At 70.6% G+C, this 25,484-nt stretch carries 25 protein-coding genes; 12 read left to right on the top strand and 13 right to left on the bottom strand.

Annotation, left to right across the window (positions count from 1 at the left end; genetic code table 11):
* Positions 1-16 precede the first annotated feature (16 nt).
* Positions 17-574, top strand: coding sequence for a GNAT family N-acetyltransferase (locus OHS17_RS17670; RefSeq protein ID WP_330312938.1), 558 nt, complete (start codon positions 17-19; stop codon positions 572-574).
* Positions 575-590: 16 nt separating this feature from the next.
* On the opposite strand, the gene OHS17_RS17675 is transcribed toward OHS17_RS17670, so the two are convergent.
* The 9 genes from OHS17_RS17675 to OHS17_RS17715 all read right to left on the bottom strand — a co-directional run bounded on the left by OHS17_RS17675 (position 591) and on the right by OHS17_RS17715 (position 10,331).
* A complete protein-coding gene (locus OHS17_RS17675) occupies positions 591-2,276 on the bottom strand; it encodes a type VI secretion protein (RefSeq protein WP_330312939.1) in 1,686 nt (561 codons plus the stop codon).
* A gap of 1 nt (position 2,277) precedes the next feature.
* Complete coding sequence (locus tag OHS17_RS17680; RefSeq protein ID WP_330312940.1) at positions 2,278-3,696, bottom strand: ATP-binding protein; 1,419 nt, start codon at positions 3,694-3,696, stop codon at positions 2,278-2,280.
* A gap of 39 nt (positions 3,697-3,735) precedes the next feature.
* Positions 3,736-5,286: an SCO6880 family protein gene (locus tag OHS17_RS17685; protein WP_330312941.1), complete on the bottom strand. Its 1,551-nt coding sequence runs from the start codon at positions 5,284-5,286 to the stop codon at positions 3,736-3,738.
* Positions 5,283-6,566 carry a hypothetical protein gene (locus OHS17_RS17690; RefSeq protein ID WP_443066138.1) on the bottom strand — a complete coding sequence of 428 codons (1,284 nt, stop codon included), beginning with the start codon at positions 6,564-6,566 and terminating at the stop codon, positions 5,283-5,285. The genes OHS17_RS17685 and OHS17_RS17690 overlap by 4 nt, the downstream gene beginning before the upstream one ends.
* A 49-nt stretch (positions 6,567-6,615) precedes the next feature.
* A complete protein-coding gene (locus OHS17_RS17695; protein ID WP_330312943.1) occupies positions 6,616-7,485 on the bottom strand; it encodes a hypothetical protein in 870 nt (289 codons plus the stop codon).
* A gap of 181 nt (positions 7,486-7,666) precedes the next feature.
* Entirely contained in the window at positions 7,667-7,975 is a 309-nt protein-coding gene (locus OHS17_RS17700; protein ID WP_018101695.1) for a hypothetical protein, read from the bottom strand.
* A gap of 279 nt (positions 7,976-8,254) precedes the next feature.
* Complete coding sequence (locus tag OHS17_RS17705) at positions 8,255-8,944, bottom strand: DUF402 domain-containing protein (protein ID WP_330312944.1); 690 nt, start codon at positions 8,942-8,944, stop codon at positions 8,255-8,257.
* Positions 8,945-9,036: 92 nt separating this feature from the next.
* Complete coding sequence (locus OHS17_RS17710; RefSeq protein WP_330312945.1) at positions 9,037-9,471, bottom strand: DUF6892 domain-containing protein; 435 nt, start codon at positions 9,469-9,471, stop codon at positions 9,037-9,039.
* 71 nt (positions 9,472-9,542) lie between these two features.
* Complete coding sequence (locus tag OHS17_RS17715) at positions 9,543-10,331, bottom strand: DUF4232 domain-containing protein (protein WP_330312946.1); 789 nt, start codon at positions 10,329-10,331, stop codon at positions 9,543-9,545.
* A gap of 299 nt (positions 10,332-10,630) precedes the next feature.
* Between OHS17_RS17715 and OHS17_RS17720 the strand changes: the two genes are divergently transcribed.
* Positions 10,631-11,794 carry a hypothetical protein gene (locus OHS17_RS17720; protein WP_330312947.1) on the top strand — a complete coding sequence of 388 codons (1,164 nt, stop codon included), beginning with the start codon at positions 10,631-10,633 and terminating at the stop codon, positions 11,792-11,794.
* 2 nt (positions 11,795-11,796) lie between these two features.
* On the opposite strand, the gene OHS17_RS17725 is transcribed toward OHS17_RS17720, so the two are convergent.
* A complete protein-coding gene (locus tag OHS17_RS17725; RefSeq protein WP_330312948.1) occupies positions 11,797-12,993 on the bottom strand; it encodes a low temperature requirement protein A in 1,197 nt (398 codons plus the stop codon).
* 337 nt (positions 12,994-13,330) lie between these two features.
* On the opposite strand from OHS17_RS17725, the gene OHS17_RS17730 reads away from it, so the two are divergent.
* From OHS17_RS17730 to OHS17_RS17755, 6 genes are all read left to right on the top strand, one after another.
* Positions 13,331-14,887, top strand: coding sequence for a hypothetical protein (locus tag OHS17_RS17730; RefSeq protein WP_330312949.1), 1,557 nt, complete (start codon positions 13,331-13,333; stop codon positions 14,885-14,887).
* 180 nt (positions 14,888-15,067) lie between these two features.
* Positions 15,068-15,400: a hypothetical protein gene (locus tag OHS17_RS17735; protein WP_330312950.1), complete on the top strand. Its 333-nt coding sequence runs from the start codon at positions 15,068-15,070 to the stop codon at positions 15,398-15,400.
* 54 nt (positions 15,401-15,454) lie between these two features.
* The gene (locus OHS17_RS17740) at positions 15,455-17,332 is read left to right on the top strand and encodes an alpha/beta hydrolase (protein ID WP_330312951.1); all 1,878 of its coding nucleotides are present in this window, start codon (positions 15,455-15,457) and stop codon (positions 17,330-17,332) included.
* Between the two features lie 8 nt (positions 17,333-17,340).
* Positions 17,341-17,886, top strand: a complete 546-nt coding sequence (locus OHS17_RS17745; protein ID WP_330312952.1) for a hypothetical protein — start codon at positions 17,341-17,343, stop codon at positions 17,884-17,886.
* Between the two features lie 72 nt (positions 17,887-17,958).
* The gene (locus tag OHS17_RS17750; protein ID WP_330312953.1) at positions 17,959-18,969 is read left to right on the top strand and encodes a C40 family peptidase; all 1,011 of its coding nucleotides are present in this window, start codon (positions 17,959-17,961) and stop codon (positions 18,967-18,969) included.
* Between the two features lie 242 nt (positions 18,970-19,211).
* On the top strand, positions 19,212-19,943 hold the full coding sequence (locus OHS17_RS17755; protein ID WP_073862340.1) for a phosphatase PAP2 family protein: 732 nt from the start codon (positions 19,212-19,214) through the stop codon (positions 19,941-19,943).
* Positions 19,944-20,022: 79 nt separating this feature from the next.
* Here OHS17_RS17755 and OHS17_RS17760 read toward each other — a convergent pair whose 3' ends face one another.
* Entirely contained in the window at positions 20,023-21,609 is a 1,587-nt protein-coding gene (locus OHS17_RS17760) for an FAD-binding oxidoreductase (protein ID WP_330312954.1), read from the bottom strand.
* A 66-nt stretch (positions 21,610-21,675) separates the two neighbouring features.
* Positions 21,676-21,849 (bottom strand): hypothetical protein, encoded by a 174-nt coding sequence (locus OHS17_RS17765; protein ID WP_018101683.1) that lies wholly within the window; start codon positions 21,847-21,849, stop codon positions 21,676-21,678.
* Between the two features lie 180 nt (positions 21,850-22,029).
* On the opposite strand from OHS17_RS17765, the gene OHS17_RS17770 reads away from it, so the two are divergent.
* Both OHS17_RS17770 and OHS17_RS17775 read left to right on the top strand, forming a co-directional pair.
* Entirely contained in the window at positions 22,030-22,890 is an 861-nt protein-coding gene (locus tag OHS17_RS17770) for a hypothetical protein (RefSeq protein WP_330312955.1), read from the top strand.
* A 116-nt stretch (positions 22,891-23,006) separates the two neighbouring features.
* Positions 23,007-23,198, top strand: coding sequence for a hypothetical protein (locus OHS17_RS17775; RefSeq protein WP_330312956.1), 192 nt, complete (start codon positions 23,007-23,009; stop codon positions 23,196-23,198).
* Positions 23,199-23,212: 14 nt separating this feature from the next.
* Here the strand turns inward: OHS17_RS17775 and OHS17_RS17780 are convergent, their stop codons facing one another.
* Positions 23,213-23,590, bottom strand: coding sequence for a metal-sensitive transcriptional regulator (locus OHS17_RS17780; RefSeq protein WP_018101680.1), 378 nt, complete (start codon positions 23,588-23,590; stop codon positions 23,213-23,215).
* 200 nt (positions 23,591-23,790) lie between these two features.
* Between OHS17_RS17780 and OHS17_RS17785 the strand changes: the two genes are divergently transcribed.
* Positions 23,791-24,411, top strand: a complete 621-nt coding sequence (locus OHS17_RS17785) for a DUF47 domain-containing protein (protein WP_026171331.1) — start codon at positions 23,791-23,793, stop codon at positions 24,409-24,411.
* A gap of 5 nt (positions 24,412-24,416) precedes the next feature.
* Complete coding sequence (locus tag OHS17_RS17790) at positions 24,417-25,415, top strand: inorganic phosphate transporter (RefSeq protein WP_073964811.1); 999 nt, start codon at positions 24,417-24,419, stop codon at positions 25,413-25,415.
* Positions 25,416-25,484: the final 69 nt, after the last annotated feature.

The raw sequence follows: 25,484 nt of genomic DNA on the forward strand, positions 1-25,484 counted from the left end.
GGGTCAGGATCGGGGCATGGACTACGTGATACGGCCGGTGCGCGCCGACGAATGGCGGTCGGTGAAGGAGCTCCGGCTGGCCGCCTTGCAGGACCCGGCCGCCCCGGTGGCGTTCCTGGAGACGTACGAGCAGGGGCTGAAGCGCTCCGACGAGGCGTGGCGGGAGCGGACGGTGGACGCCTCCGAGGACGGTGGGGGCGAGGTGCGGCAGTTCGTCGCGGAGGGCCCGGACGGTGCCTGGGCGGGCTCGGTGACGGTGCTCGTGGAGGGCCCGGACGTCGAGGCGCGGTTCGGTGAGGCGGTGTCGGTGAACCAGGGGCACCTGGTCGGCGTGTTCGTACGGCCGGAGGCGCGGGGCGCGGGAGTGGCGGACGCGCTGTTCCGGGCGGCTGTGGACTGGGCGTGGTCGCTGGAGGCGCCGCGGCTGGAGCGCGTACGGCTGTATGTGCACGAGGACAATCCGCGCGCCGAGGCGTTCTACCGGCGGTTCGGCTTTGTGCCGACCGGGGAGTCGGTGCCGATGCCCGGCGATCCGGACGCGCGTGAGCTGGAGTACGCGGTGGCGCGGCCCTGAGGCCCGTGCCCGCTGCTCAGAGGCTGCTGGGTGTCCGGAGCTGTTGCGTCCAGTGTGAGCGGGCCTGTTCCGGGGAACGGAGCAGGGCGATGGTGGACAGGCCCTGGGTCTGGCCGGATCTCAGCAGTTCGGGCAGGCGGGGCAGCGGTGCGACGGCCGCGATGTCGTCGAGGACGAGCGTCATTGGTGGGTCGAGCCGGCCGTCGGATGACCGTGCGGCCATGCGGCGGCCGTGCTCGACCACGTCTGCGGCGAACGCGGTGAGCAGGGGCATCGTCCCTGGACCGGATCGCGGGGTTTCGATGGCTTCGCCCACCACATAGATGCTGCCCCCTTCGTCCGCAAAGGAATCCAGTGCGAGCGCATCTGCTCGATTTGGTGTGCAGGCGTCGCGGACGTGGACGGAGGAGAGGGCGCCGAACGCCCGCACCGTCAGTTCCTGGGCCATCTCGCGGCGTTCGGGATGGCCGGTGAGCGCGGACTCCAGGAGTCCGGCGAGTCCGGGGGCCGCCTTGGGGTGGGTGCGCAGCAGGCGGACCGGTTCGTGGGCGTTGCCGCCGATGGCCCAGCGGTGGACCTGGCGGAAGGGGCGGCCGTCGATGGCGGCGGCGTGCAGCCAGCAGCGCAGGAGGGTTTCGGCGATGTCGGCCGTCGCCGAGTCGACGCGGGCCTGGGGGCGGACGGGGGCGAGCAGCGCGCCTGCGCGGGCCGCGGCCCGGTCGGCCTGCTCGCATCCGGCGGTGGGCGCCCAGTGCAGCCGGGCCGGGGTGTCGCAGAGGTGGCCGGGGTCGTAGACGAGGACGGGGCCGAGCTTGGCGCGGGCGTCCTTGGTCTCGGCCCAGAGGGTGGGGTCGGAGGTCACGACGAGCACGGGGCCGTCGGCTTCGCGGATGGCCTGGACGGCGGTGGCCCGGCGGGTGGCGGCGGGGCCGTAGAGGACGAGGGGGGTGCGCGGGGAGGGGACGGTGGCGGGGAGGGGGGTGGTGGCGAGGGCCGGTTCGGTGGGCGTCGGTGCGGGCGGTGTTTTTCGGGCGGTGCGTGCTTCGGGGGCGGCCTCGGGCGGAAGGGCCGTTGTCTGCGGTGCGGTTTCGGTGAGGTGTTCGGCGGGAACGGGGGTGGCCGGCGCGGGGACGGGTGGCGTCTTGCGGAGGGCGTCGGGGGTGGGCTCGGGGGCCGGTTCCGGCTCGGCGAGCGCCGACTCGTACGCGTAGTCCTGCTGTTTGTTCCGCCGGCCGGTCTTCCGGCCCTTGCCCTGTGCCAGCTTGCGCCGTGCGCGCTCCTCGCGGTGGGCCTGTTCGAGGAGGGCCAGCCGTTCGTTGCGTTCCGCGCGGCGGCGGGCCAGTCCGGCGCGCCAGCGGGTGATGACGCCCATGACGAAGATCGTCAGCACCACCAGAACCATCAGTTCGCCGATGAGCAGGCCCCAGAACAGGCCGTACCCGGAGAGCTGGCCGGGTGGGGTGCTGGGCCAAGCGGCGGGCAGGTCGTGCGGGGCCTCCAGCAGGCGGCGGAGGGCCAGGGGTGTCTCGGTCGGTGTGACGCCGTCGGGCCAGGCGCCGTGGGCGAGGAGTCCGGCGAATCCGGTGGCCGCCCAGGCCATCAGCGTCAGTCCGAGAAGGAAGGCCAGCAGTCCGACGAGCAGGCCGTCGGGGATGCCGCCCCCCTTGCCGTCGCCGGACCGTCCCCCGTCGCTCCCTGCCATGTCATGCCACCGTTGACTCGGACGACTCGTTCAGTCGCTGCTGGTTCTCGATCCTGGCCGCGCGTTCCTCCGCTTCGAGGTCGGCGGCTCTTACGTCGTCCGGGAGCTGGTCGCTCACAGACGACTCGGTCATGGCGCGGTCGGTGAAGACGAGGGGGCGTTCGGCTTCGGTGATCAGGTGTTTGACGACCTGTACGTTGCCGTTCACGTCCCAGACCGCGATGCCCGGGGTGAGGGTGGGGATGATTTCGACGGCCCAGCGGGGCAGGCCGAGGACCCGGCCGGTGGCTCTGGCCTCGTCGGCCTTCTGGGCGTAGATCGTGCGGGTGGAGGCCATTTTGAGGATGGCGGCGGCTTCGCGTGCGGCGGCGCCGTCGACCACGTCGCTGAGGTGGTGGACGACGGCGACGAAGGAGAGGCCGAGGCGGCGGCCGAACTTCAGCAGGCGCTGGAAGAGCTGGGCGACGAAGGGCGAGTTGATGATGTGCCAGGCCTCTTCGACCAGGAAGATGCGCTTCTTGCGGTCGGGCCTGATCCAGGTGTGCTCGAGCCAGACGCCGACGATCGCCATCAGGATGGGCATGGCGATGGAGTTGCGGTCGATGTGCGAGAGGTCGAAGACGATCAGGGGGGCGTCCAGGTCGATGCCGAAGGACGTCGGGCCGTCGAACATGCCGCGCAGGTCGCCGTCGACCAGCCGGTCGAGGACGAGGGCGACGTCCAGGCCCCAGGCGCGGACGTCGTCTATGTCGACGTTCATCGCCTGGGCGGATTCCGGTTCGGGGTGGCGCAGCTGCTCGACGATGTCGGTGAGGACGGGCTGGCGGTCGGTCGTCGTGGCGTTGACGTAGGCGTGGGCGACCTTGAGGGCGAAGCCGGAGCGTTCGTCCAGGCCGTGGCCCATGGCGACTTCGATGATGGTGCGGAGCAGGGCGAGCTGGCCGGTGGTGGTGATGGCCGGGTCGAGCGGGTTGAGCCGGATGCCGCCGTTGAGCGCGGAGGTGGGGTCGAGGCGGATGGGGGTGAGGCCGAGCTCCTGCGCGATGAGGTTCCACTCGCCGACGCCGTCCTCGCCCTGGGCGTCGAGGACGACGACCTGTCGGTCGCGGAAGCGGAGCTGGCGGAGCACGTACGTCTTCTCCAGCGCGGACTTGCCGTTCCCGGACTCGCCGAGGACGAGCCAGTGCGGAGCGGGGAGCTGCTGTCCGTAGAGCTGGAAGGGGTCGTAGATGTAGCCCTTGCCGGAGTACACCTCGCGGCCGATGATCACACCGGAGTCTCCGAGGCCGGGGGCGGCGGTGGGCAGGTAGACGGCCTGGGCCTGGCCGGTCGAGGTGCGGACGGGCAGCCGGGTGGTCTCCACCTTCCCGAAGAGGAAGGCGGTAAAGGCGTCCGACAACGCGGACAGCGGATCTCGCATGGCGTGACTGACCTCCCTCTCGGTGTCGCGGACTGGCGGTTAGCGGCGGATGCCGGTGGCGAACGGCAGGGTGTTGACGAAGGCGCGGTGGTGCTCGCGGTCGCACCATTCGAGCTTCAGGTACGACTTTCCGGCCGAGGCGCGGATGGTCCGCTTGTCGCGGGCGAGGGCCTCGGGGGAGCGGGACGACACGGTGATGTACCCCACGAGGTTGACGCCGGCGGCGCCGCTGGCGAGGTCTTCACCCCGTTGGTCGAGGCGGCCGTGGGCGGCGATGTCGCGGGGGTCGACGGTGCGGTTCATCTTGGCCTGGCGGCTGGCCTCGGCGTCGTCGTTGGTCTTCTCGGTGAGCATGCGCTCGATGGCGATCTCGGTGGGTTCCAGGTCCATGCAGACGGCGACGGTGCGGATGACGTCGGGGGTGTGGACGAGGAGGGGGGCCAGGAAGTTGACGCCGACGGGGGTCATCGGCCATTCCTTCACCCAGGCCGTGGAGTGGCACCAGGGAGCGCGGGTGGACGATTCGCGGGTCTTGGCCTGGAGGTAGGTCGGCTCGACGGCGTCGAGCTCGGCGGGCCAGGCGTTGCGCTTCGTCATGGCCTGGATGTGGTCGATGGGGTGGTCGGGGTCGTACATGGAGTGGACGAGGGAGGCCAGCCGGCTCTGGCCGAGGGGCTGGCGGACCCGGATGTCGGCTTCGGCGAGGCGGGCGCAGATGTCGGTGAGCTCGCGGGCCATGACGACGGCGAGGCCGGCGTCGCGGTCCAGCTTGCGGCCGGAGTGCGGGCGGGCGGCGCGGGCCATGGCGTGGGCCTCGGCGGCGAGCTCGCGGTTGAAGTGCATGCAGGCGACGAGGTAGGCGCGGTGCTGCTCGCTGGAGGTGGAGACCATGGACTGGAGCTGGTCGTAGGAGTCCTGGAGCCAGCGGGGGGATGCCTGGGCGCCGCGCTGGGCGACGTCCTTGGCGTGGGCGTCGGGGTCGGCGGGGAGGGTGCGGGCGAGCATCTGGAGGCGGGTGACGAAGCCGTCTCCGTTGGCGACGTGCTTGAGGAGGGTGCCGAAGCGGTCGACGAGCGCTTCCTGGTCCTCGCTGTCGCGCAGGCCGACGCCGGGGCCCTCGATCTCGATGGCGGCGGTGACGGTGCGCCGGTCGGCGTGGAGGAGGACGGCGATCTCGTCGGGGCCGAAGGGGGCGGAGAGCCAGTTGATGCGGCCGATGCCGGGCGGTGGGCCGATCTCGACCTCGCGGCCGTCGGCGCGGGTGCCGGCTTCGATGGCGGTGGAGCGGTAGGTGGTGCCGCGGCGCAGGGAGCGCTTGTAGCTGCGGTTGATCTCGAACCACTTGTAGAAGGTCCGGTGCCGGTACGGGACGTAGACCATGGCGATGGCGAGCAGCGGGAAGCCGGTGAGCAGCACGATGCGCAGGGAGAGGACGGGGACGAGCAGGCCGCTCATCATGCCGAGGAACGCGCCGGCGATGATCAGGGCGATTTCGCCCGTCTCGCGGTTCTTGCCGACGATCGCGTTCGGCCGGGCGCGGCCGATGAGATACGTACGGCGGGGCGCGATCGGATGGGACTGTGTGCTCAACGCCCGCCACCTCCTGTGCGGTTGTTACCTGTGCTGCCTGGTCCGCCGCGGGTGCCGCGGCTGCTGTGGGGGGTGCCGGCGGTCGGGGAGCCGCTGCGGGGCGGGGGTGCGGCGGAGGGGGTGGATCCGCCGCCGGGGTTACGGGAGCTGTGGGCGGCGACTCCGCCGCTGACGGGGTTGGCGGGGCGGCCGCCGCCGCTGCTGGTGTCGCCGCTGTTCTGTCCGCCGCGGCTGCTGTGGGTCTTGATGCCCTGGGAGACGAGGGCGGCGGGGGAGCTGATCATGGCGGCGGCCTGGGAGCCGTCGGTGGCCTGCTTGCGGTTGGTGCGGGCGCCTTGGATCTCGTCGCCGAAGCCGGGGACGAAGCGGTAGATCATGGCGGAGGCGAAGATGGCCAGCAGGATGATGGCGAGGCCGGAGACGACGGCGGAGAAGGCGTCGGGGCCGTCGTCGGAGGAGAGGGCGCCGGCGAGGCCGAGTACGACGACGATGACGGGTTTGACCATGATCACCGCGATCATGATGCCTGCCCAGCGGCGTACGTGTCCCCACATGTTCTTGTCCACGAGTCCGGCGTAGACGGCGGTTCCCAGGAGGGCGCCGACGTAGAGCAGGGCGGCGCGGATGACGAGTTCGAGCCAGAGGATGCCGGCGGCGAGGATGGAGACGAGGGAGACGACGATCAGCATGATCGGGCCGCCGCCGATGTCGGAGTCCTTCTTGAGGGCTTGGGCGAAGGAGCCGAAGAAGACGTCGGTCTGGCCGCCGGAGGAGGAGGCGATGACTTCGGTGACGCCGTCGGTGGCGGAGACGATGGTGTAGAGGATGAGGGGGGTGAAGGCGGAGGCGAGGACGGTGAGCCAGAGGAAGCCGATGGCCTCGGAGATGGCGGTGGTGAGGGGGACGCCGCGGATGGCTCGTTTGGCTACGGCGAGGAGCCAGAGGACGAGCGTGAGGACGGTGGAGGCGGCGAAGACGATGGCGTACTGCTGGAGGAAGCGCGTGTTCGTGAAGTCGACGTTGGCGGTGCCCTTGACGGCGTCGCTGAGCTTGCCCACGATCCACGCGGCGGCGTCGGCGCAGCCCCGGCCGAGCGAGGTGAGCGGGTCTAGTGCGGGGTCGGTGCTGGAGGGTGGGGTGGACCGGGGGGAGCTGGCGCTCCCGCCTTCGCAGTAGTCCTTGGCGAGTCCCACGATGAGATCGCATGCATCGTTGCCCTCTTTACTGGGCGACGGGGACGGCGATGGTGCCGCTGCGGCCCGTGAGGCAAGCAGGACCATCGCGGGAAGGATGCTCAGTGTGGTCAGGGAGCGCATGCTCCGGCGACGGCTAGCGGGCATAGACGAATCCTCCGTAACCCTCTACCGCGCCGGCGATCTCGTCGGCCGAGGAAGCCCGGTTGTCACCGCTGACGGGAGTGGGCCCCTCTGTCTGACTCGACGACTCGATCTTCCAGTCATTGCCGATCCACTTGAGCTTTTCCGAGATCGTGAACCAAGTCTCGGTCACCGGCTTCGTGGAGCCTTCACCGGCCATTCCGACGAGACCGGTGCACCAGACCTCGACCGTGGCCGAGTCTGCGGTGTGCTCGACCACCTTCGTTCCCACTGGGACCGTGCGAGAGACGAATGTCAAGCCGCTGGGCGCCTTGCCGTCGTCGTTCAGTCCGACGTTCTTGAGGAAGTCCGGTGAGTAGGCGGTATCAAGATCTGTAGTCAGCTTTCCCACGACGGCCGGATCGTGGGTGGCCTGCACGATGGCCTGACGGGATGAGGCGACGAACATGTCGGCAGACCCCAACGCCACCGCGTAGTTGGAGGCCGCGCTCTCCGCGCCCTGTTGGTCGTGGGCGAAGCCTGAGGGGATGGTGCCGTTTTTGCCTGTTACCGGCTTTGTGCCGGTGGGTGAGGTCGGGGCGGCGTCCGCCTTGTTGCCGGAGGTGGTGTCGGACTTGCCGTTCGAGTCGGTCTTGTCGCCGCCCATGTTGGCGAAGGCGATGGCGCCCAGCAGGAGGATCACCACGCCGGCGAAGGTGATGAGGGAGCGGGAGTTGCGGGCCGGGCGGCGGGGGCCGTAGGGGTCGCCGGTGGGGCCGTCGGGCAGGCGGGTGCGGGTCTGGCGGGTGCCGCCGATCGTGCTGTAGGCGTCGCTCGTGCGTCCCGCGTCGTTGCCGTAGCCGTCCTCGTCGCCGAGACTCATGCCGCGTACGCCCCCTCAACCGTTGCTTGAACCGCGTTGTAGTACGACGGTAGCCGTGCTGCTCTCCGCGCGGACGCGGTGTGGTGACTCGACATCAGGGGTACGCAACCTCTGCCGGTGGGCACGACGGACGGATGGGAGGGGTGGGGCGGACGAGCCCCGGCTCGGGGGTGACGCCAGGTCAGACGGCCATCCCGTACACAATGGTGAACAGGGTGCCGAGCGATCCGATGATGAACACACCGGTCAGACCGGCCACGATCAGCCCCTTGCCCTGTTCCGCGCTGAAGGTGTCGCGCAGAGCCGTCGCGCCGATCCGCTGCTTGGCCGCCCCCCAGACCGCGATGCCGAGGCACAGCAGGATGGCGATCGCCATCACCACCTCGATCATCACGCGGGCCTCGTTGCCCAGGGTGCCGAACGGCCCCCAGTTCGGGGCGATTCCGCCGATGATGGTGGTGATGTCGCCCTTTTCAGCTGCCAGGATCATGTAAGTCACCGCCCCAGTTGGGTAGTTCACCGCCCGTACCGCATGGCACGGGTCACTCTCTATCTTCGCTGATGAAACTGGATTCGTACGACGGCTTCACGGCTCTCTTTACCCGGATCTCGCACATTTGACCGGTCTGACCGCCCTGACCTGCGGATCGAATCGGTGTGTGAGCGAAATGCGTATGGTTACTCTGTGTATCACGGAGAGTGACGTCGGGCAATGATCGTCATCACGCCAGACCGGCCGAGATATCCCGCGGCGGCCGAATCGCCCACTTCAGGGCGGCGGAGGCGAGGTCGGAGCGCCCGTCGGGCGCAGCAGCGGGTGACGCGGAACCGGTGGACGCGGTGGGGTCTTCCAGTACGAAGGTGGCCGGAAGTCGCACCATGAGCCGTCGAAGGGGAAGGTTCCGGCCTCGGCGAGCTGTGCGACCGTCGCTCCTTCGGACCGGATCGCCAGCGCTTCCTCGGCCGTCCAGTACGCGGGGTGGCCCGTCTTGTCGGCGAAGGACTGCTCGTCCTTCCAGCTCCACGTCCGGTCCGGGGCCACGTTGATGTCCAGCTCGTGGTCGGCGATGTCGATGTCCGCGCCGTGATGCACGCGCCGTTCGAGGTTGACGTACCAGCCGCGGAACTTGTGTCTGCGGCCGAAGAGCCACAGCACCGCGTGGGCCGCCCCCGTCGGCTGGTAGAAGAGGGCGTCGCCCATCGGCCAGCGGCCCGCGACGACGGGGAAGCCCTCGGCCGGGCGCTCGTGCGGGGCGATGTCGCGCAGGTGGGTCACGCCGCGCGGGAGGGCGGTGCGCCACATCGGGGTGCCCGATTTCATCCACACCAGTTGTCCGGTGTCCGTTCGTTCGACCAGGCGCACGGGTACGGAGGCGCTGAGGTGGCCGCCTATGAACAGGTTCCAGTGCAGGATCTGGCCGGGTGTGCTGCTTGCGGTGTCTCTGTTGTCCTCTTTCATGCGATTGATCATTCCCGCCGCGCGGGCGCCGGACACGTACGGCCGGACCCGTACAGGCAGCTCAGGGAGCGTCCCTGACGGGGCGTCGTCCGTCAGTCGGTGGCGATGCCGCGGCTCGCGAGGACGTCGGTGTCGAACGACATGCCGATTCCGCAGTTGTCCACGCCCTCGATCAGCCGCAGGTTCGGCAGCAGGTCCAGGTCGTCCAGCGAGCCCACGTCGAAGAGGCCGTCCTCTCCGTCCCAGACCGGCGCGCACTCCTGGTACACCTGCAGGCCGCCGTCGACGTCCAGCGTCTCGACCGTCGCCAGGAGTTCCGGGCTGATCTCCAGGGCCTCGAAGTGGGCGCGGGCCTCGTCCAGGACGGTGAACGCGAGGTCGTTGTCGTAGGCGTAGGTCTGCGGGTCGTCGATGCCCTTCGCCTTCAGGCAGTCGGCTATGCGGAACGCCGGGGTGAGCGTCTCGTCGTCGTACATGAGCTTGTCGATGACGATCAGCTTGAAGTTGAAGTCGCGGAAGGCAGGCATGCCCGGATCGTAGCGGTGCCCTCGGACAGACCGTCTTGGTCCGTCCGAGGGCACCGTCGTGGCCCGGGAGGTCAGGGCTTCGTGTTCGCCTGCTTCATGGAGGCCACCGCGTCGGCGACCGTGCGCTCGTACAGGCCCAGCTTCGGGGTGCCGACCTTCACGTCGGGGCCGAGCGGGAAGTTGAGCTGCTCGGCGTTGGCCATGTGGTCGCCGTCGGCGAGTACGTTCAGCTCGTCCACCCAGGTCACGCCGTTTCCGCCGCCCGGGTTGAGGTCGATCACCGCGATCGCGGCGGTCTTCGGCTTCACCGGGTACGCCGGAGCGCCGCCGAGGCCGCTAGGGACCAGCGGGATGATGTCGCCGCTGTGGTCCGTGGCCTTCGCCGCGCCCAGGCTGACGCGCGGGAAGTAGCTCAGGCCGCAGGAGTTCTTGCCGGTGTTGTTGACCTCGATCACGTGCTGGGTGGCCGAACCCTCGCGGGCGTACACGCGCACCGACAGGTCGCCGCTCTTGCAGGGGTGCTTGTACGCGTAGGAGTCGCTGGTGTCGCCGGCGGTGGACCCGCCCGTCTTCGCGGCGCCCCCGTTGGACTTGCCGGTGCTGGAGGTGACCGCGTCCGTGGAGCCGCCGCCCGTCTTCGCGCCGTCGCCCGCGGTGCTGCCCTGGTCCTGGGCGGCGTCGCCGGCGGTGTCCTTGGAGGTGTCCTTCGCGGCCACGGTGGCCTTGGCCGAGGCGGAGCCGTCGGCCGGGCCGGCCGCCTTCGTCCCGCTGCCGTCCCCGCCGCAGGCGGTGAGGGCGAGGGCGAGCACGGCGGTGGCGGCGGCGCCGAGGACGGCGGTGCGGTTGCGGAACGTACGCATGGGAATCCCCGAAGTGTGTGGCGGTCGGTGGGTCGGTCGGTGCAGACAGGGCCGGGATCTGCGGCGAACCGCTCCCCCTCCGGACCGTCTGACAGGGGAAGCCTCCCGCGCGCCGCTCATGTTCTGCTAACGCCTGCCTGACGTCCGGCTGACGTCCCTCGCGACGTCCCTCGAACGAGGGCTTCGGGTGGTGCATGGCCCGGTGGCCGTGCGGGAAGACCGGGTCCGCGCGTGACTTCGGCGGTCCGATCACCGTTAGATGTGATGTGCCCAAGCCTGTCGTGTCCGCCGTGCCGCCCGTGACGACCGCTTCCGCCGGAGACGGTCCCGCCGCCTCGCCGCCTCCCTTCCTGCTCACACCGCGCCAGGGGGAGGGCGCCCGTGCGCTCCTCTCGTACGTGGCCGGCCTGCCGCTGGACTCCGTCGACGCGCGGCTCCTGGCGGTCGTCGTGGGGATCCGGGCCGCGCGGACGGGGGCGGGCAACCTCACCGGGACCGATCTGCGGTCGTTGCGGCTGGAGGACCCGGAGGGCGCCCTGGCCGAGCTGACGGCGGCGGGGTGGGATGTGCCCGGGCAGCTCATCGGCGGGGAACCGGATGTGCCGTACGCCATCGTGGTGCCGGACCTGGCCCCGGGGCCCGACCGCGCACTGCGTCTCGGCAAGGACGCGCGGTCGCGGGTGTCGGGCTGGTCCATGCGCACGAGGCTCGCCAAGCCGGTACGGAAGGGGGCGTCGGGGGTCCGGCTGGCCGCGCTGTTCCTGGCGGCCCACTGCTCCGACGAACTGGTCGGCCAGGCACCGGCCGAGCTGCCCGCCGCCTGTTACGGGGCGGTGCCCGTGCTCCTGGAGAAGGGGTTCCTCGCGGAGGTGTCCGGGCAGACCTACCGGCTCGGTGAGTCGGTGAGGCACCTCGCGGGCCGGTTCCGTACCCCGGAGGAGATTGCCGCGATCGCGCGGGCGGAGGAGGAACGTCGGGCGGCCCGGGAGGCGGCGGCCGCCGCCGAGCCCACCCCGGAGAGCTGGGCGGCCTGGAAGTCCGGCGTGAGCCCCGCACTGCGGCGGCACGCGGAGGCGGTCGAGGCGTGCGCGCTCTGCCACCTCCCCTTCGTGCGGCTCGCTCCGGCGTTCATGTGCGGGCCGTCCCCGCTGCCGGCGCCCCGGACGGCTCTCGACGCGTACGAGGCGTGGCGGGCCGCCCATCCGGACTGCGGGCGCGAGGCGGCCCTGTACACCGTCGAGTTCCGGGCGGAGCACGGCCACGGGCCGTCGCACGGCCAGCTGTGCAAGGGCCTGCGGTGGAAGAAGCTCGGGCGGGAGCTGCGCGGGGTCATCGTGCACACCCTCATCGAGGAGGGCTGGCTGGCGTCCACGCCTCCGGTGCCGTGGACCCTGCGGCCGGGGAGGACCGCCCAGGCGCAGGGGATCGCCCTGCCCGGACAGGCGGTGCCCTCCGGCCGCTGACGTCAGTGCGCGTCGGTCCGCCCGGCGTCGCTGCCCGCGTCCCGGGCAGCCAGCAGCAGGGTCGCCGCGATGAGCAGTGCGGTGACGATGCCCGTGGTCAGGATGGGGGACGGGGCGTACGTGGCCGCCAGGACCGCGAGGACCGCCACCGGGTGGAGCACGTCGGCCGCGCGGCGAAGCCCCGCGGTGCGGTGGTGCAGCAGCCAGACGAGGGTGATGAACACGGCGACCGGGACGGTGTAGACGGCCGCCGCCGTGCGGTCGGAGATGTGGCCGTGGCCCGCGGTGTGCGCGACGTTGAGGGCGAGCCCGGCGCCGACCGCGGCGGCCGACGCGAAGACGAGGTAGTGCCCGTACCCCCACAGCAGCGCCGTACGCAGGCTGGTCAGCAGCCGGGGTGCGCTCTGCGCGAAGTACAGCCACCACAGGGCGAACACCGTCAGGAGTCCGCCCGCGACCAGTGCGGCGAGGTCGCCGAGCGCCGCGTGCGTGTCCAGCGCGGCGCGTACGGCAACGGTGGCGGCGGTGATGGACTCGCCGAGCACGATCAGCGTGAACAGCCCGTACCGTTCGGCGATGTGGTGCGGGTGCCAGGTGGTGGTGGTTTTACGTTCCGCCAGTGCGGGAACGGCGATTTCCGCGACGACGAGGACCGCGAACGTCACCAGGCCGGTGTCCTCGGGCAGGGCCAGCCGTACGACCCAGCCGATCTGCACCAGGAAGATCCCGGCGGCGTACCCCAGGCAGGTGCGGCGCCGTTCCGGGTCCGAGCGGGCGGCGCGCAGCCACTGTGTGACCATGGCGAGCCGCATGATCACGTAGCCCCAGGTGATGACGGTGAAGTCCTCGTGCTCCAGCGCCTCGGGCGCGCCCGCCGCGAGGACGAGCGCGCCGGTGATCTGTACGAGCGTCAGCAGCCGGTACGGGACGTCGTCGGTGTCGTACGCGGAGGCGAACCAGGTGAAGTTCATCCACGCCCACCAGATCGCGAAGAACACCATCGCGTAGCCGAGGACGGCGTGGCCGATGCGGCCTGCCGCGAGTTCGTGCTCGAAGGCGGACGCGGCCTGGGCGACGGCGGCGACGAAACAGAGGTCGAAGAAGAGTTCCAGCATCGTCGAGGCGCGGTGCTGCTCGTCGGCGCTGCGCGCCACCATGGGCCGGTGCCAGAAGCTGGGGGAGGGGGACGATGAGCTCATGGGGGCGCATTCTTCCGGCTGGGCGGGGAAAGCACGCGTGTTACCGCGCCCGGAGGAAAAGTGCTGGCGTGGTGATGCGCGGCTCTGCCACACTCCGCGCCATGACCTATGGAATCGAGAACCACCCCGCCCGTTGAGCGCCCCGGAAGAGCGCGGAGCGCTCACTCCCCGGCCCGCCCCCCTATACGCGTGCGCGCTGCGTGTCCAACACGCCGAGCCCGAGGGGCCTTGGTGCCAGGCGGACGCGGCGCCGCCCGTACCCCGCCGTGGCCCGTCCAACCGGGTCAGCCGGGACTTCACTCGAACCAAGGACGAGCTGACCCGTCTTCTCCGTCCGTTGCTGGCCGCCCCCGACCCCGTCGAGGCGGCTGAAGAGGTGCATCGGCGCCTCGACGCCCTGGACCCGCCTGTCAGGCATCGCACCCTGCGTCTCCTCGTCGCCGGGATGCCGGTGGAGAACGAGGAACGCGCGCGGGCGCTGGCGCGGGTGCTCGTGCGTACGGGGACCGGATACCGGGCCGTCTGCGTCGGGCTCGCCCTGCTCACCGGGCTGGGTGAGTCGCAGGATGTGCCGTATCTCCGGACCCTCGGCCGGCTGCGCACCCTCGTGTACCCCGTCGTCCACGCGCTCGACGCCCTGGACCGGCCTGCCGGTGCGCTGCTCGAACTCCGCAACCAAGGTGAGGCCGTGACCTTCGTGCCGCTGCTTGCCGCCCTCGACGCCGGCGACCGTACCGCCGTACGGGAATGGCTGGTCGCGCTCCCGGGGGGCGTGGGGCCCGAGGTGGCGCGGCGGGTGGCGGAGGCGTCCGGGCTGGTGGATCTACTGGCCGAGGTGCCAGCGCTTCCGGCTTCCGAGGGCGCCGCGCTGATCGCCCGGACCGGGCGGCTGCTGTTCCTCATGACCAGCCTCCGCGACTATCGGCCCGCGATCCTCTCCTACCTGGACGCCCCTCGCGCGTACGAGGCGTTCGCCCGGGGCGCCGGGCTCCTTCCCCCCACGCTCGACCACCATGCGCTTCTCCTGTCCGCCGTTCAGGAGCTGAGCACCGGGCCCGCCGTGCTGCACGACTGGGGGCCCGGGCGGCGTGAGGCGGCGCTGTCGGAGCTGACGGCCGTTCTGAGGCGGCCGGAGTGGTGTGTGGTGCCGGACGGGGAGGGCGACGAGCCCGGTGTGCGGTGGCGGGCCGCGTGGGTGCGGCGTACGCGGGCGCAGGTGCTGGGGGCGCCGCAGGAGCCGGGTGCGCGATTGCGTATCGCCGTGCACGAGCGTGACCCCGACGAACCGGGCGCCGTCGAGGCGCGCGTCCTTGTCGACGGGCGTCCGCTGGTCCCGGACTACTTCGGTCAGGGGCCCGCCAACTCCCCCGAGGAGTTGCTGTTCCCCGACACCTTGCGGGCCACGGACGAACCGCGCGAGGTGCAGCTCGCCGAGGCGTACTGCACGGAGGGCTGTTGCGGTGCGCTGTACGTCACCGTCCGGCGGGACGGGGATCAGGTCGTCTGGTCGGGCTGGCGACGCCACGTTCCGCCGGGCGGCAAACGGGAACTGCCCGAGCTCCGCTTCGACGCCGCAGCGTACGACGCCGAGATCGCCCGGGCGTCGGACGACGAGAGCTGGATGTGGCCCGCCCGCCGGGCCGCCCGGCTGATCGCCGACGGGCTGCGCGGCCGGCCGGACCTCCTCGCGCGTTGGAATGTCCGGCTCGACTGGGCCGGGACGGCCTTCAGTAACCCCGAGGACACCCTGATCAGCCTCTTCTACGACGGTGAGGACGGCTACGTACGGCAGATCCGCTGGCACATCGCGGAGGACGGCACCCCGCCGGAGGACCGTGCGGCGGCCGCGTTGCGGCGGCTCGGTGAGGAGGATCCGAGGGCGTACGGGAGTTAGGACCGGTCCATCGATCGGGTGATCCCCGGTCGGGGGCGAGGCGTTGGCAGGGCCGGGGAGCGGGGGTGTGCCCGCTCCCCGGCCGCTGTGTGTCCGGCGTGTCGCGGTTGCCGCGTTTGGCACAGTGCCGCTCCACGATCTTCGTGATCAAGAACGGGGTGGACGATGAGTGGTGCGCGGTTGAGGCTGGTCGATCTCGCGGGTGGCGGCGGGGGCGGCTCCGCCGCCGGCGGTGGCCCTGCTGCCGGGGATGAGCTGCGGCACAGCGGTGGTGCGTGGCTGCGGGCCGCCGGGGGTGCGGAGGGGATGGGGGCCCATCTCGGTCCCGTACGCGGGGAACTGACGACGGCGCACGAGGGGCTGATCGCGGGGACCGCCGGTCTGAACTCGCTGGCCGAGCTGGGTGCGGTGCGGGAGTCCTGGGTACGCCGTGTCGAGTCCGCCCGCCATGAGTGCGGGGCGCTCGCGGGCAGCCTGCGCGCTGTCGCGCGGGCGCAGGGGGGAGACGAATGAGTCCGTGCGGTCGTCCTTCTCGCCCGTCGCGCGTCCGACCCACGGGGTCGAGCGGTGACCGCGCTGTCCTCCACGTTGACGTGGGCTCAGTTACGCGACCTCAAGTGCGCCGAGCTGGAGAGCGCGGCGGATGGCTGGGGCAAGGCGAGCAACCGTGCGGATGCGGGGCGGGACCGGATCGAGAAGCAGCTCCTCGTCGGTCTGCGCGAGTCCCAGCGGGGCGCGGCGGCCGATGCTGCGGTCGGGCGGCTGCGGCGGATGAGCCGGAACCTGCAGTACGTGTACACCGAGTGCGGGTTGATCCGGACCGCGTTGAACAGCCTCGCGCACGAGATGCGGGTGCAGCAGGGGGTGCTGCGGCGGGCGTTGGAGGAGGCGGAGTCGCTGAGGTTCACCGTGCACGCGGATGGGTCGGTGTCGTACCCGTCCGGGCCCGGGGGGCTGTTCGACGGTGATCCGCTGCCCGGTGGCACGGCTCGGGTGACCGGTATGCCCGGGCTGCTGCCTCCCTCGGGGCTGGGCACCCCGGACACCCATGCCGCGAGGGCGCGGGACATCTCGGACCGGGTCACGGGGGCGGTCCGTGCGGCTGCCCGGATCGACTGGCGCTTCACCCGGATCCTGCGCCGGCTGCGGGCGGAGGAGGGGCTCAAGGTCCCGGACCGCACGTGGACCGACGCGGCGGGTGACGCGGCGGCGGTCCGGGAGGCGGCGCGCGGGTACCTCAAGTCCCGCATCCCGCGTAACGCGGCGCCTGCGGCGGTGCGGGAGTGGTGGGCGCACCTGACGGACGAACAGCGCGAGGAGTACCTCGCGGTGTACCCGGACCAGATCGGCAACCTGGACGGCATCCCGTCCCTGATCCGCGACACGGCGAACCGCGACAACCTCCAGCTCCTGATCGGGAAGCTGGAGGGGCGGGATGACGAGGTGTCTCGGGTGCGGTTGGCGGGGTTGCGGGAGATCGACCGCCAACTGGCCGAGGGCGGCCAGCCGCCGATGTACCTCCTCGGCATCGGGGACGAGGGTAACGGGCGCGCGATTGTGTCGTACGGGAATCCGGATACGGCGCGGAATGTGGCGGCGTATGTGCCGGGGTTGAATACGTCGTTGGATGAGGATTTTGCTAGGGGGGACCTCAAGCGGGCTCGTGATACCGCCATCGGCGCGAAAGAGATGGACCCCGATGCTTCGGTGGCATCAATTGTGTGGCTTGGGTATGACGCTCCGCAGGCGTCGTTGGATGACCCTCTGGGTGTGACGGGTCAGTCGAACGCGGTGACCGGTGCGGCTGCCTACAACCAGTTCATGGAGGGCATTTCGGTAACGAATCAGAATTCAGACCCTCATGTCACTGCGATCGGGCACTCGTACGGTTCGCTGACAGTGGGCCTAGCTGCTCAGGAGATGGGCGGAATCCCGGGGGCTGACGACGTGGTCTTGCTCGGAAGCCCGGGAACGGGTGCACGGTCCGCAGATGAACTCGGGGTGGGGAGGGAGCACGTCTTCGTCGGCGCCGCCGAGAACGACCCTGTCACGAAGTTGCCTAATGATCGGGAAGCGAGTGGCTTGGGTGCCGGGATCGTTGGGGGCGCTTCGGCCGGATTTTCGCTCGGGCTGAGTGGAGGGCCCGTTGGGGCAGCGGTCGGTGGTGTGGCAGGTGGCGTGGCTGGCGGCGCTATGGGGTATGCGGCGCAAGACGCCCAGAGCGACGAAAGTGACGTTTGGTTCGGTACCGATCCCGCGCATCGGGAATTCGGGGCAACCCGGTTTGCCGTAAGTGAAGGACCTCGCCCCCTGGAGTGGGGGCACAGACCCGGGGAAGCGCACTCCAACTATTTCGACCCGGCGAAAGACCAAGTGTCTGCAGACAACATCGCGAGAATTGTTGCCGGAAAGTCGGATGAAATTGAGCGGGAGCGTCCAAGGTGAAGACTCGAATGGTTGCCGCAGTAGCTGCCCTGTTGCTGGTGTCAAGCTGTGCGTTGGCGGATGATTCTAGCGTTTCGCAGGATGGTGAGAGGAGTGGTGGATTGAACATGCAGGAGGCTGCCGATCGAGCTGACAGGATCCTTGACGAGACATTTTCCGGAATCAAACCTCCGGTGGAGTGGGTTCATGGGGAATCGACTGAAGGAAACTGTGATGTTTCACGCAGAAGGGCTGTGACCACGGTGATCTCTGAGGAGCGACGGGGAAGCTTCCTGGGAGTTGTTGAACGGCAGTGGCAGAAGGCTGGGTACCGCCAGGTCGGCGTAAACGCCAGTGCGCAGAGCCCGGCAACGTACTTTGAGACGCCGGACCGATTCCGAGTGAGGCTACTCATCGGGGGGCGTGGGCAGGCGTTCTTTGAGGTCGCTACGCCGTGCGTGGACCGGTCCTCGGTTTCTAAGCCCACTCCGCGTGCCGGCGGCGACGAGCATGTGGGCGAACCGGTACCCGCTCCCAACGTCCGCGACGGGTTCTGGTCGGTCGGCGCTCCCTGAGCGCCCCCGTGTGACTCGTACACACCGTCGAAAACGCTCCCGAACCGTGCCCCGATGGGGGATGGTTGACGGGTGCGTAGATTCTGGGTGGCCATGGGGGTCGGGGTCGGGGGGGCCCTGTGTTTCGTGGCTCTGCTCGTTGTGGGGACCTACTCCGCGGCTGCCGGGCTCGTCGGGGGCGCCGGTGGGGGGGCCGTCGCGTTGGCCAAGGGAGCGGTGCCGGCCAAGTATCAGGGGCTGGTGCAGAAGTGGGGGAACCTGTGCTCAGCGATCAACCCGGCCCTGCTCGCCGCGCAGCTCTACCAGGAGAGCGGGTGGAACCCCCGCGCCGAGAGCTCCGCCGCCGCGCAGGGCATCGCGCAGTTCATCCCCGGGACCTGGGCGGGGCACGGGATCGACGGGGACGGGGACGGGGACCGGGACGTGTGGGACCCGGCCGACGCGATCCCCTCCGCCGCTTCGTACGACTGCGAGCTCGCCGGGTACGTGAAGAAGGTCCCCGGTGACCCCACCGACAACATGCTCGCGGCCTACAACGCGGGGGCGTACCGCGTGATCAAGTCGGGCGGCGTGCCCGACATCGCCGAGACCAGGAACTACGTCAAGATCATCCGCTCACTGGAGAAGAGCTTCGCCCGGCCTGTGGGCCGTGTGCAGCCGTCCCAGCAGGCGGCCGGGGCCATCTACTTCGCGCAGAAGAAGCTCGGCACGAAGTACCTGTGGGGCGGCAACGGTACGCCCGAGCAGGGCGGGCGGTTCGACTGTTCCGGGCTGACCCAGGCCGCGTACCGGACCGTCGACATCGAGCTGCCCCGCGTCGCGAACGACCAGTACAACGCCGGGCCGCATCCCTCGCGGGATGAACTGCTCCCCGGTGATCTGGTGTTCTTCTCCGACGATCTGACCAATTCCCGTGCCATTCATCACGTCGGCCTGTACGTCGGGGGCGGGTACATGATCAATGCTCCGTACACTGGTGCGGTCATCCGGTTCGACAAGATCGACTCGCCCGATTACTTCGGTGCCACACGCGTGACCAAGGATGGGGCGGCGGCGCTGCCGACCGCGCGGCCGGCCGCCTGAGGCGCGTGCGGTGGTGGCCGGAAACCCTCCGTGAAGCCCGGGCCCTGAGCTGCGACGATGTGTCACTCTTCGATAACGTCGTGGTGATCATTCGGTGGAGAGTGGAACGTACGCACGCGGCGTGTCGTTCTCTGGCTGGGCGCGTGAGTGATCGACGTGGACGGACCGAACACGGGGGTTCGTGAATCGCGGCGCACAGGGACGTGTGCCGCAGTAGCAGACAAGGCAAGGGGCCGCAGCAGATGGCTGGACTCGCACTGGATGGGTCGAACCCCGACGTCAGCCTGCTCTACGACATCAACGGGCTCGCCAAGTCCGCTCCCACCTGGTTCGACCGGGTCATGGAGTTCGTCGGAGAGTACGGGATCATGTTCGGCATGGTCCTCGTGGTCCTGTGGTGCTGGTGGAGCGTTCGCCGGCGCGGCACGGCCGAGGACTCCGTGTCGGCGGTGGCCGGGCTCGTCTGGGCCCCGCTCGCGGCCGGGATCGCCCTGCTCATCAACATCCCGATCCGTGGCTTCGTGGAACGGCCGCGGCCGTTCAAGGACCACTCCGGGCTCGATGTCCTGGTGGACGGGAAGAACGACTTCTCGTTCGTCAGCGACCACGCCACGATGGCGATGGCCCTCGGCGTCGGGCTCTTCGTCGCCCACCGGAAGTTCGGCATCGCGGCCATCGGGCTCGCCCTGCTGGAAGGCTTCTGCCGGGTCTACATGGGCGTCCACTACCCGACGGACGTCGTCGGCGGCTTCGCCCTCGGTACGGCCGTCGCGCTGCTCCTCGCGCCCCTGGCGATGATGCTGCTGACGCCCCTCGTGGCGGCCGTCTCCCGGTCCGCCCGCCTCGGCCCCCTCGTCCGCTCGCGCCGTCCCCGGACGGCGGACTCCGGCCGGGACGACGCGCTCGGGATCCCCGAGCCGCGCCCCGGTTCGCGCGGTGGCGGGACCGACGGCGAGAAGGGCCTCGCGGCCTGAAGCCCGTCCCCCTCACGCATGTGCCCCGGAGCCCGCGAGGGCGGCCCGGGGCACACGTGTATGTGGGGCCCTCCGCCCCTCACACCCCCTGCGCGTACGTGAACAGCCCCTCCGGGTCGTACCGCTTCTTCACCTGGGCCAGGCGCGCCGCCCCCGAGCCGTAGTACGCGGAGCGCCAGTTGGTGAGGGACGGGTCCGTGTAGTTCTGGTACGCCGCCCCGGAGGCGTACGGGCGCATCGCCGCATGGGTTTCTTTCAGCCACTTCTGCTGGGCGGTTCCCGGGGCCCCGGGCCGCCAGGCCCCGATGTACTGGGCGAGCATCCGGGAGCGGCGGTGGACGAACGCGGTGGCCCCCGGGTCCACCCGGTTCACCGCCCCGCCCAGCGCGGTCAGCGCGACCGAACCGCCGCCGCCCTGGCCGGGGGCGAGGCGGGTGAACGCCAGGACCGCTTCGAGCAGGGCCGACACGCCCGCCGGGGGCAGTGAGCGGTCGTAGAAGTCGGAGGCGGCGGCGTACGTCTCGCGCTGGAGGGCGCCCTGCGAGGTGCGGCCCGGCGTGGTCCCCGGCAGGTGGCACTGCGCGTCCGTGAGGCCCGAGCAGCCCGCGTACACGAGCATCGCCTCCCGGTAGTCGCGGCGGCGCAGCGAGACCGAGGAGGCGGGGGCGCCGATGCGGTCGGCGAGGCGGTCGACGGCGTTCTGCAGGTCCCCGTACGTGCCGAGGCTGAACGCCGAGACCGAGACCGTCGGGTTGCTGCCGCCCGGCCCGGCGTCGAGGTGCGCGGCGGACCAGATCTCGTCGGGCTGGGCCGGGCCCCACTCCTGCCAGGCGGTGATGACGTTCCGGGCACGCGACCAGGGCCAGGACATGTACGCGGTGACCGTCCGGGGGGCGGAGTGCGTACGGAAGCGGAGGCTCGTGACGACGCCGAAGTTGCCGTTGCCCGCGCCGCGCAGGGCCCAGAAGAGGTCCGGGTCGCGTTTGGCGTCGGCGGTCACCGTGCGGCCGTCGGCCGTGACGAGGGTGGCGGCGGTGAGGCTGTCGCAGGTCAGGCCGTAGGCGCGGGCGGCGACGCCGTGGCCGCCGCCGAGGGTGAGACCGGAGATGCCGACCGTGGGGCAGGAGCCGCCGGGGATCGTCACGCCGTGCGTGGCCAGGCCCTCGTAGACGTCGAGGAGCTTGGCGCCGGCGCCGATCGTGCCGTTCGCCTCGACGCGGTTGAGTGACGCGACGTCAATCACCAGGCGGCCGTTGCCGCTCGACCAGCCGGCGTACGAGTGGCCGCCGCTGCGGATCGCGACCGGCACGGAGGCGCGGCGGGCGAAGGCCAGGCACTCGCGGATGTCGTCCTCGTGCCGGACATAGGCGATCCCGGCCGGTTTCTGGCCGTCGAAGCGGGTGTTGTAGAGCTGACGGGCGGTCGCGTACGCGGTGTCGCCGGGGCGGATCAGCGGCCCGTCGAGGCTCTTGCCGAGTGCGGACCAGTCGGCCGGGCCGGAGGGTTTGGACGCCGAGGGGGCCGGGGACGACGCGGGCCTGCTGGCGGCCGTGGTGTCGCCGGGGGCCGGGTCCGTCGTGTCGGTGCCCTCGCAGGCGGTGGCGGTGGCACCGGTGAGGACGGCGGCGCCCGCCGCGAGGAGCGTGCGCCGGTTCGGCGGGGTCATCGGACCTCCGGAGTGGGGGAGAGGGTCTTTCCCTTGGGTCAGGCCGGATTGGGGGAGGGCCGGTGGTCAGGCCGTGGTGCGGTGCTCGTCGGCGTCCGCGCGGGCCCGGTCGCGGGACCGGCGGGCGGGCCCGGACCAGCCGCAGGCGCAGCGGGCGGTGCAGAACGAGCCGCGTTCGACGGTGGTCGGTTCATGGGCGGGGCGGGCCGGCGGGACCTCGGCGGCGTGTTGGTCGTACACGCGAACACGGTACTGGGCGGGGCGGCCCGGCCGGGAGGGGTCCGTCAACCGTCGGGGGGCGCGCGGGCGACGCCGACGGCGCCAATCGGGGGCGTGGACGTTACAGGGGGCACCGGCCGTCGTTATGCGAGGCGGACACGACCTCGGGCAAGCGGTTCGGCGTTTGGGGATGGGCAGGCGATGGTGGTGCAGCAGCACAGGTCCGGAGGCGGGGTGCGCGTCGTGCGCGCCCTCGCCGCGGTGGGCGTGGCGGCGGCGGCCGCCGGGTGTGCCGGTGGCGGCGGCGTCGACCGTGCCACGGCGGCCGCGGACGCCCGGGACGGCGGCGCCGAGGTGGTGCGGCGGGCGGCGGCGGTGCTCGCCGGGGACGGGGTCGCGAGCGCCGAGGTGAGCACGTCGATGGAGACGGCCGCCGGCGGCACCCGGGTCACGATCAGGGGCTCGGGGGCGTACGACTTCCGGGCCGGTTCGGGCCGGCTGAAGGTGGTGCTGCCGCCCGACGCGGCGGGCGAGGAGGAGCACCGGCCGATCACGGAGCTGCTGGCGCCGGGTGCGCTGTACATGATGAACCGGGGTGCGGGGGTGCCCGCCGACAAGTGGGTGCGGATCGACACGACGGCCCTGGAGGACGGGAACCTGGTCACCGGCGGGGTGACCGATCCGCTGGCCGCCGCCGAACTGCTGCGGGGCGCGGGGGCCGTGACGTACGTGGGCGAGACGGATGTGGCCGGAGTGACCGTGCGGCACTACCGGGGCACCGCGGACATCGGCCGGGCGGCCCGGCTGGCGGGGCCCGGTGCGCGGGCGGCGCTGGGGGCGGCGGCGAAAGGGTTCCGCACGCGGACCGTGCCGTTCGACGCGTATCTGGACGAGCAGGGGCGGCTGCGCAAGGTGCGCCACCGGTTCAGCTTCGCCAACGAGGGCCGGGCGGCGGAGGTCGTCTCCACGACGCTGCTGTACGGGTTCGGCGCGCCCGTCACCGTACGGCTGCCGCACGACCGGGACATCTACACCGGCGAGATCGAACAGGGACGGGCGTGAGATGAGTCGCACGGTCCCCGCATGGGTGGGGGTGAAATGGTCCGTCCGTGCCATGCGCGGTACGTGTCGGGCTCTCTACTCTGGGAAGCCGGTAACGGCAGTGAGAGGTGAGTGACGTGGTGACGCTCAGCCCGACCGTATCGGACCATGTGGCGCTCGCCGAGATCGAGCTGTGCGGGGAACTGATGATCGCCGCGTCCGCGGCGATCGGGGAACGGCTCAGCGCGGACCGCATCGACGAGGTGCTCGACGTCAAGGTGAGCGCCGACCGCACCACCGTCCCCCGGCAGGGCGACCACCGGGGCTGAGGGGTCGCCGGGGGTCAGGTGCGCAGCAGGCGGGCGATGGCCTTGGTGGCCTCCTCGACCTTCGCGTCGACCTCGTCGCCGCCCTTGAGGGCCGCGTCGGCGACGCAGTGCCGCAGGTGCTCCTCCAGGAGCTGGAGCGCGAAGGACTGGAGCGCCTTGGTGGACGCCGAGACCTGGGTGAGTATGTCGATGCAGTAGACGTCCTCGTCCACCATGCGCTGGAGGCCGCGGATCTGGCCCTCGATGCGGCGCAGGCGTTTGAGGTGTTCGGCCTTCTGGTGGTGGTAGCCGTGTATTCCGCGGTCGTGGTCGGTGACGATCGCTTCCACGGGGGCGGCGCCGGGTGCCGCGTCCGGTGAGGGCCCGGTCCCCATGGCCTCGGTGGTGGTCATTGCTGCCTCCCGTTTTCCCTTTACCCTGCCGTTTATATACCCCTGGTGGGTATATCCTAACGAATTCAGCTGAAACGTGACCGGGGTCCCGTGCTGATCACTGTGCCCGATGCGCGACACTGAAGAATGCCGGTTAGCCGTGGCCGGATGATGCGCCTAGCATCAGCCTGACCGAATCCAAAGCACCCCGAGGACCCCACGTGCGCTTTCGTCTGACCCCCAGGGAGACGAGCTTCTACGACATGTTCTCCGCATCCGCGGACAACATCGTCACGGGCTCGAAACTCCTGATGGAACTGCTCGGGGCGGATTCGTCCTCCCGGGCCGAGATCGCGGAGCGCATGCGGGCAGCGGAGCACGCGGGGGACGATGCCACCCACGCGATCTTCCACCAGCTGAACTCCTCCTTCATTACGCCGTTCGACCGTGAGGACATTTACAACCTCGCGTCGTCGCTCGACGACATCATGGACTTCATGGAGGAGGCCGTCGATCTGGTCGTGCTGTATCAGATCGAGACGCTTCCCAAGGGTGTGGAGCAGCAGATCGAGGTGCTGGCGCGGGCGGCCGAACTGACCGCCGAGGCCATGCCGGGTCTGCGCACGATGGACAACCTCACCGAGTACTGGATCGAGGTCAACCGTCTGGAGAACCAGGCCGACCAGATCCACCGCAAGCTGCTCGCCCACCTCTTCAACGGCAAGTACGACGCCATAGAGGTGCTGAAGCTGAAGCAGATCGTGGACGTGCTGGAAGAGGCTGCCGACGCGTTCGAGCACGTCGCGAACACGGTGGAGACCATCGCGGTCAAGGAGTCCTGAACCACGTGGACACCTTCGTACTGATCGTGACCATCGGCGTCGCGCTCGGCTTCACCTACACCAACGGCTTCCACGACTCGGCGAACGCGATCGCCACGTCGGTCTCGACCCGTGCGCTGACGCCGCGTGCGGCGCTGGCGATGGCGGCCGTGATGAACCTCGCGGGCGCGTTCCTCGGCAGCGGGGTCGCCAAGACCGTCAGTGAGGGCCTGATCGCGACGCCCGAGGGCAACAAGGGGATGGGCATCCTCTTCGCCGCGCTCGTCGGTGCCGTCATCTGGAACCTGGTCACCTGGTACTTCGGCCTGCCCTCGTCGTCCTCGCACGCCCTGTTCGGCGGGATGGTCGGCGCGGCGCTGGCCGGCGGGACGATGGTGCACTGGGACGGGGTGCTCGACAAGATCGTCATTCCGATGTTCCTGTCGCCGGTGATCGGCCTGGTGGTCGGTTATCTGGTGATGGTCGCCATCATGTGGATGTTCCGGAAGGCCAACCCGCACAAGGCCAAGCGCGGTTTCCGCATCGCGCAGACGGTCTCGGCGGCGGGCATGGCGCTCGGTCACGGTCTCCAGGACGCGCAGAAGACGATGGGCATCGTGGTGATGGCCCTGGTCATCGCCGACGTCGAGTCCCCGAGCGATCCGATCCCGGTCTGGGTGAAGCTGGTCTGCGCGCTGATGCTGTCGCTCGGTACGTACGCGGGCGGCTGGCGCATCATGCGTACGCTCGGCCGGAAGATCATCGAGCTGGACCCGCCGCAGGGCTTCGCCGCCGAGACGACGGGTGCGTCGATCATGTTCGGTTCGGCCTTCCTCTTCCACGCGCCGATCTCGACCACCCATGTGATCACCTCGGCGATCATGGGTGTGGGCGCCACGAAACGGGTGAACGCGGTGCGGTGGGGTGTCGCGAAGAACATCATCCTCGGCTGGTTCATCACGATGCCGGCCGCGGCGCTGGTCGCCGCCGCGAGTTACGGGGTCGTCTACCTGATGTTCGGCTGACGCCGGCTGCTGTACGTGGGTCCGCCCCGCACTCCCGAGGGAGTGCGGGGCGGACCCTTTTCGCCTTGT

It is taken from the genome of Streptomyces sp. NBC_00523 (assembly GCF_036346615.1).
In the GTDB taxonomy this organism is placed as follows: Bacteria; Actinomycetota; Actinomycetes; order Streptomycetales; family Streptomycetaceae; genus Streptomyces.

Bases quoted from the DNA above. Each gene is read 5' to 3' on its own strand.
- OHS17_RS17705 (WP_330312944.1), bottom strand. From the start codon at position 8,944: ATGAAAGAGGACAACAGAGACACCGCAAGCAGCACACCCGGCCAGATC.
- OHS17_RS17770 (WP_330312955.1), top strand. From the start codon at position 22,030: ATGGTGGTGCAGCAGCACAGGTCCGGAGGCGGGGTGCGCGTCGTGCGC.
- OHS17_RS17710 (WP_330312945.1), bottom strand. From the start codon at position 9,471: ATGCCTGCCTTCCGCGACTTCAACTTCAAGCTGATCGTCATCGACAAG.
- OHS17_RS17700 (WP_018101695.1), bottom strand. From the start codon at position 7,975: ATGATCCTGGCAGCTGAAAAGGGCGACATCACCACCATCATCGGCGGA.
- OHS17_RS17725 (WP_330312948.1), bottom strand. From the start codon at position 12,993: ATGAGCTCATCGTCCCCCTCCCCCAGCTTCTGGCACCGGCCCATGGTG.
- OHS17_RS17675 (WP_330312939.1), bottom strand. From the start codon at position 2,276: ATGGCAGGGAGCGACGGGGGACGGTCCGGCGACGGCAAGGGGGGCGGC.
- OHS17_RS17670 (WP_330312938.1), top strand. From the start codon at position 17: ATGGACTACGTGATACGGCCGGTGCGCGCCGACGAATGGCGGTCGGTG.
- OHS17_RS17745 (WP_330312952.1), top strand. From the start codon at position 17,341: ATGGTTGCCGCAGTAGCTGCCCTGTTGCTGGTGTCAAGCTGTGCGTTG.
- OHS17_RS17680 (WP_330312940.1), bottom strand. From the start codon at position 3,696: ATGCGAGATCCGCTGTCCGCGTTGTCGGACGCCTTTACCGCCTTCCTC.
- OHS17_RS17715 (WP_330312946.1), bottom strand. From the start codon at position 10,331: ATGCGTACGTTCCGCAACCGCACCGCCGTCCTCGGCGCCGCCGCCACC.
- OHS17_RS17760 (WP_330312954.1), bottom strand. From the start codon at position 21,609: ATGACCCCGCCGAACCGGCGCACGCTCCTCGCGGCGGGCGCCGCCGTC.
- OHS17_RS17780 (WP_018101680.1), bottom strand. From the start codon at position 23,590: ATGACCACCACCGAGGCCATGGGGACCGGGCCCTCACCGGACGCGGCA.
- OHS17_RS17755 (WP_073862340.1), top strand. From the start codon at position 19,212: ATGGCTGGACTCGCACTGGATGGGTCGAACCCCGACGTCAGCCTGCTC.
- OHS17_RS17695 (WP_330312943.1), bottom strand. From the start codon at position 7,485: ATGAGTCTCGGCGACGAGGACGGCTACGGCAACGACGCGGGACGCACG.
- OHS17_RS17690 (WP_443066138.1), bottom strand. From the start codon at position 6,566: ATGGTCCTGCTTGCCTCACGGGCCGCAGCGGCACCATCGCCGTCCCCG.